Below are 4942 nucleotides of genomic sequence, written 5' to 3' on the forward strand. Positions count from 1 at the left end.
AACCTGTACTGCATCCAGGACACGACGCCGAACATGAAAAGCCCGAGCAGGCTAAGATAGATGATCAGCGAGAAGACGCGCGGGGTGTCGAGCTGCGATGCGGCAACCCGGATCAGCTCGCCAAAGCCCTGGCCCCCGCCGAGGAATTCGCCGGCGATCGCGCCCGAGACCACGCTGATCGCCGCGATCTTCAGGCCGGTGAAGAACTGCGGCAGGCCAGTCGGGATCTTCAGCTTGACCAGCGTCTGCAGGCGCGAGGCGCCGATGCTCTTGAACAGCATGCGCGCATTTTCGTCGGCCGCATGCAGCCCGGCCGCGGTGCCGACGATGATCGGAAACACCGAGATGAAGGCCGCCAGCGCGACCTTCGACATGATGCCGAAGCCGAGCCAGGCGACGAAGAGCGGAGCGAAGGCGAGCTTGGGCATGGTGTCGACCGCGACGATGTAAGGCATCACCGCGCGCTCGCCGAAGCTCGTTTCCCCGACCACGACGCCGAGCGTGACACCGATCGCCAGCGCCACGACGAAGCCCACGAGGACCTCGCTTGCCGTGACCCAGAAGGCTGGCAGCATATAGTCCCCGGCCATCAGGTTGCGCCCGACGAAGCCGATATCGCGCAGCGTATCGCCGGGGGTAGGCAGGATCAGCGGCGAGACGATCTCGGCGGCGGTGATGCCCTGCCAGAGCCCGAGGAAGAGCACGAGCAGCCCAAGCATCGAGGCCCAGCGCGGGGCCTTGGAAATCCACGAAACCTTTTCGATCCAGACCGTGTCGGCGGGCAGGGCGGCTGCCAACGGCTTCTCCGCGACATGGCTCACAGGAATGCTCCCTTGTCGAGAAGGCCGCGGATCACACCGACATACTCGCCGAAGAGCGGTAGCGTGGTCATGTCGAGCGTCCTCGGCCGCGGCAGGGTGATGGGGATGCTGCGCACGATCCGCCCGGGGCGCGACGACATCACATGCACGATGTCGGAGAGGATGACGGCCTCGGCGATGGAATGGGTCACCAGGAAGGCCGAGGCGTTGCGCTCGCGGCAGATGCGCTGCAGCTCCATGTTCATGAAATCACGGGTGATCTCGTCGAGTGCGCTGAACGGCTCGTCGAGCAGCAGCACATTCGGCTCCGATATCAGCATCCGGCAGATCGCGGCGCGCTGCGCCATGCCGCCCGAGAGCTGCGAGGGGTAGGTGTCCTCGAACCCTTTCAGCCCGACCAGTTCGAGCAGGACGCGAGCACGCGCCGCGGCCGTCTCGGCTGCAGCGCGCCCTTCGCGGACTTCGACCGGCAGCAGGATGTTCTGGAGCGTCGTCCGCCACGGAAACAGCGTCGCCTGCTGGAACATCATCCCGATATCGGCACGGGCGCCCAGCACCGGTGTCCCCGCGAGCATCACCCGGCCCTTCGAAGGCGGTGTCAGGCCCGCCATGATCTTGAGCAGCGTCGACTTCCCGCAACCGCTCGAGCCGATGACCGAATGGAACTCACCTTCCCGGAGAACCAGATCGACGTTCTCCAGCGCCACCACGCGCTCGCCGTAGGATTTCGAAACCTGCGCGAGTTCGTAGACCGGCCGAGGTCGCGCCTCGGCCGATACAGTCGCCGCCACCGTCATCGCGGAGCGTTCCAGGCCGTGACGAGATCGTTGGAATAGGCCTTGGTCAGGTCGGCCAGCGGCTTCTTGAGATCGCCCGAGGCAACGAGCGTCTGTTGCCACATCTCCCAGGCGGCGGGGTGGTTGTAGCCAAAACCCTTGGCGGGATCGATCGGACTGGTCAGCTTGTAATAGACGTCGAGCAGAGCCTCGGCGAAGGGCATGTTTTCCAGCTGTTGCGGATTGCCCATGCGGGCATGTTTCAGGGTCGCGGCCCGGTTGGCCGGGTCGATCCCGAATTTGGTGCCCCTGACCAGCGCGCGGCCGAAGCGCTCCAGCATGCTGCGGTTCTCGTCGAGATATTTCCGCGTCACCACATAGCCGTTGCCGAAGAAGGACTGGAACGGCGGAGGTGTCAGCGAGCGCAGCTTGACACCGCGCAGTGTCAGCGTGGCCGCGCCCGCGGTGTCGGAGGCATAGGCGTCAATCGCCTTCTGCATGAAGCCGGCGACGGCCATGCCGCCCTCGCCAACCGTGATGAACTTGTAGTCCTGGCCTTCCTTCATGCCCTCGGCGTCGAAGATGGAGCGCACGAACGCGACTTCCGCCCCGTCTGCCGTACCGACGCCGATGACCTTGCCCTTCAGGTCGGTGGGCTTCTGGAACGGCGAAGCCTCCGGTACGACGAGGTTGAACTGGCTGCGGGTGAAGTAATTGTAGATGTAGACCAGATCCTGGCCCCGTTCGCGCGCCGCCATCAGCGGCCCCGGACCGGGATGGGCGAGCTGCGCCTGGCCCGCAAGGAGCGCCTGGATGGCCTGGGCCGAACCATTGACGCTGCGCGGCTGGATCTTGAGCTTCTCCTCGGCGAAATAACCTTCGCCGATCGCGGCATAGAGGGCGAAATAACCCAGCCCGCCCGGGCTCGGATAGACGATCGTGAGCTCATCCTGCGCCTGCGCATGAACACGCGACGCTGCGAGCGCAAGCGGCAGGCCCGCCGCCGCTGCCATGAACTGCCTACGTTTCATCCCGCTCCCCTTGCGTTTCTCTGATACGGATGAGCGAACGATGCATTATCGATCAAACGTGTCAAATAAATTCAGATTATCAGGCGTTTGATAAAAATATGCAGATTTATCTGGACAGGATCGAGCCGGCCCATATGCTGTCCCGATCGTGACCCAGCGCATGGCTTCCCAGATGACGACACTCGCAGACTTCGCCGTTCCGGCGCCGACCCTCCAGTCACTGCCGATCGAGGGCTCCTCGGCGCGCTTCCCGATCCGGCGGATCTACTGCGTCGGTCGCAACTATGTCGCCCATGTCAGGGAGATGGGCGGCGACGAGACCCGCGATTTCCCGCTGATCTTCCAGAAGCCGGCCGATGCGATCGTCCAGAACGGCGGCTTCGTTCCCTATCCGCCGATGACGGACGATTTTCACTTCGAGCTCGAGCTCATGGTGGCGATGAAGTCCGGCGGCTACAACATCCCTCAGGACGAAGCGCTCGAGCATGTCTTCGGCTACGGCATCTGCCTCGATATGACCCGCCGCAAGCTGCTCGACACGCCAGACGGCCCGCGGATCCCGTGGGAGCTTAAGAAATCATTCGATCACTCGGCGCCCTGCGGCCCGATCTACCCGGTCGAACAGGTCGGCCACCCGTCGACGGGCAAAATCCGCCTGGAGGTCGATGGTGTCGCACGCCAGGATTCCGACCTGTCCTTGATGATCTGGCGCACGCCCGAGATCATTGCGACACTCTCGAAATATTACTCGCTTGAGCCCGGCGATGTGATCATGACCGGTACGCCGCATGGCGTCGGCGCGGTCCTTCCCGGCAATGTTCTCGTCGGCAGCATCGAGCGCCTCGGCGCGCTCACCGTCACGATCGGCGCGCCGCCGCTGGCGGGCTGACCGATTGCGCCTGGGCGGAACAAGCGCTGGCCCGACCGTGTTTATCGCGAAGCTTCCTGCGGAGGTTTTGCCATGCAGCTATCGGCCAAGGACAGATTGATTGCGGCCCTCGTGGCCCAGCTTCATGCCGAACGCGAGACGAGGGATGCGCTCGCCTTTGTGATGGCGAATGGCCAGCGCGACCGGGATGTCCTCACCGCCATCCTCACGGATCCGGTGCCGGCCTTCACGCAGGCTGACTTGGCCTACGCCGAAGAACTCGTGCGCCGCTATCACAACCGCCGGGAAGCGGCTTGATGCAGGAAGCGCTGGGCAAGCAGTAACGCCATGGTCGCCGGCAAGCCATCCCGCGCCCATGGTCGGCTGCGGATCGTCAATCCCGGAGATCTGACGATCCGCAGGGGCCGGCGCGGCAGGGGCTTTGCCTATCTCGACGCCACTGACGAGCCCGTCCGGGACGCGGCCTTGCTTGAGCGGATCCGCTCACTTGCAATTCCGCCCGCCTATCGCGAGGTGCGCATCGCGGCCGATCCACGGGCCCATCTCCAGGCGGTCGGGCGGGACGAGGCCGGGCGGCTGCAATATCTCTATCATCCCGAATGGGAGCGGGTCCGCGAACGCCGCAAGTTGAAGCGATTGCGGCTGCTGATCGACGCGCTGCCCCGTTTGCGCAAGGCGGTCGCCGATGATCTCAAGGCGCGTTCGCTCTGCCGCAGGAAAACGCTGGCTTGCGCAGTCGCCATCATCGACCGCTGCCATCTGCGCGTTGGCGGCGAGGCCTATGCGAGGAGCAATGGCAGCCATGGTGCCTCGACGCTCCTCAAGCGCCATGTCGCGTTGACGGCCTCGCGGATCGACCTGCTGTTTCGGGGCAAGGGCGGAAAACAGATCGCATGCTCGCGGCAGGATGGCCCGCTCGCCCGAGCACTTGCCCGGATTGCGCAGTTGCCCGGCCGGCGACTGCTGCAATACCGGGACGAGGACGGCAAGGTGACGCCGGTCCATGCCGGCGACATCAACGCCTATCTCCGCGAGATCTCCGGCCTCGCCATCAGTGCCAAGGATTTGAGGATGCTGGCGGGGAACGCTGCGGCCGCCGAACTGCTGCTGGCCAGCCAGATCATGATCCGCGATGGCAGCGAGAAGCGTCAGCTCGCCGAGATCATGCGCGCCGTCTCGGAGCAACTGGCGAACACGCCTGCCGTGGCGCGCAAGAGCTATGTCCACGCCATCGTGGTGAAGGCCTATGCCAACGGGAAGCTCGCGGCCTCCTTCGAGAAGGCGCGCGCCAGGGGCGGCTGTTCCCGGATCGAGCGGGCGCTCGCCTCGCTGGCTGGGTGAGGTGAATCGCCGCCTCATGATCAGGTCGAAACCGATCCTGCCATAGGGCTTCGGCCATCTGGCTCAGGACGGCTGCCCTATTCC

6 protein-coding genes are annotated in these 4942 nt (G+C 64.8%); 3 read left to right on the forward strand and 3 right to left on the reverse strand.

The features are described from left to right. From AC1D34_RS33970 to AC1D34_RS33980, 3 genes are all read right to left on the reverse strand, one after another. On the reverse strand, positions 1-821 hold an 821-nt coding region (locus AC1D34_RS33970), incomplete at its 3' end, for an ABC transporter permease (RefSeq protein WP_476826612.1). Further along, positions 818-1618, reverse strand: coding sequence for an ABC transporter ATP-binding protein (locus AC1D34_RS33975; RefSeq protein ID WP_476826613.1), 801 nt, complete (start codon positions 1616-1618; stop codon positions 818-820). The genes AC1D34_RS33975 and AC1D34_RS33970, both read right to left, overlap by 4 nt. Next, positions 1615-2628 (reverse strand): ABC transporter substrate-binding protein, encoded by a 1014-nt coding sequence (locus AC1D34_RS33980; RefSeq protein ID WP_441477901.1) that lies wholly within the window; start codon positions 2626-2628, stop codon positions 1615-1617. The genes AC1D34_RS33975 and AC1D34_RS33980 overlap by 4 nt, the downstream gene beginning before the upstream one ends. A 172-nt stretch (positions 2629-2800) precedes the next feature. Between AC1D34_RS33980 and AC1D34_RS33985 the strand changes: the two genes are divergently transcribed. The 3 genes from AC1D34_RS33985 to AC1D34_RS33995 all read left to right on the forward strand — a co-directional run bounded on the left by AC1D34_RS33985 (position 2801) and on the right by AC1D34_RS33995 (position 4858). Continuing rightward, a complete protein-coding gene (locus AC1D34_RS33985) occupies positions 2801-3517 on the forward strand; it encodes a fumarylacetoacetate hydrolase family protein (protein WP_476826614.1) in 717 nt (238 codons plus the stop codon). 72 nt (positions 3518-3589) lie between these two features. Then, positions 3590-3814: a hypothetical protein gene (locus tag AC1D34_RS33990; protein ID WP_476826615.1), complete on the forward strand. Its 225-nt coding sequence runs from the start codon at positions 3590-3592 to the stop codon at positions 3812-3814. A 30-nt stretch (positions 3815-3844) separates the two neighbouring features. Then, complete coding sequence (locus AC1D34_RS33995) at positions 3845-4858, forward strand: DNA topoisomerase IB (protein ID WP_441491023.1); 1014 nt, start codon at positions 3845-3847, stop codon at positions 4856-4858. Positions 4859-4942: the final 84 nt, after the last annotated feature.

The organism is Allobosea sp. P1_A7 (genome assembly GCF_056406775.1).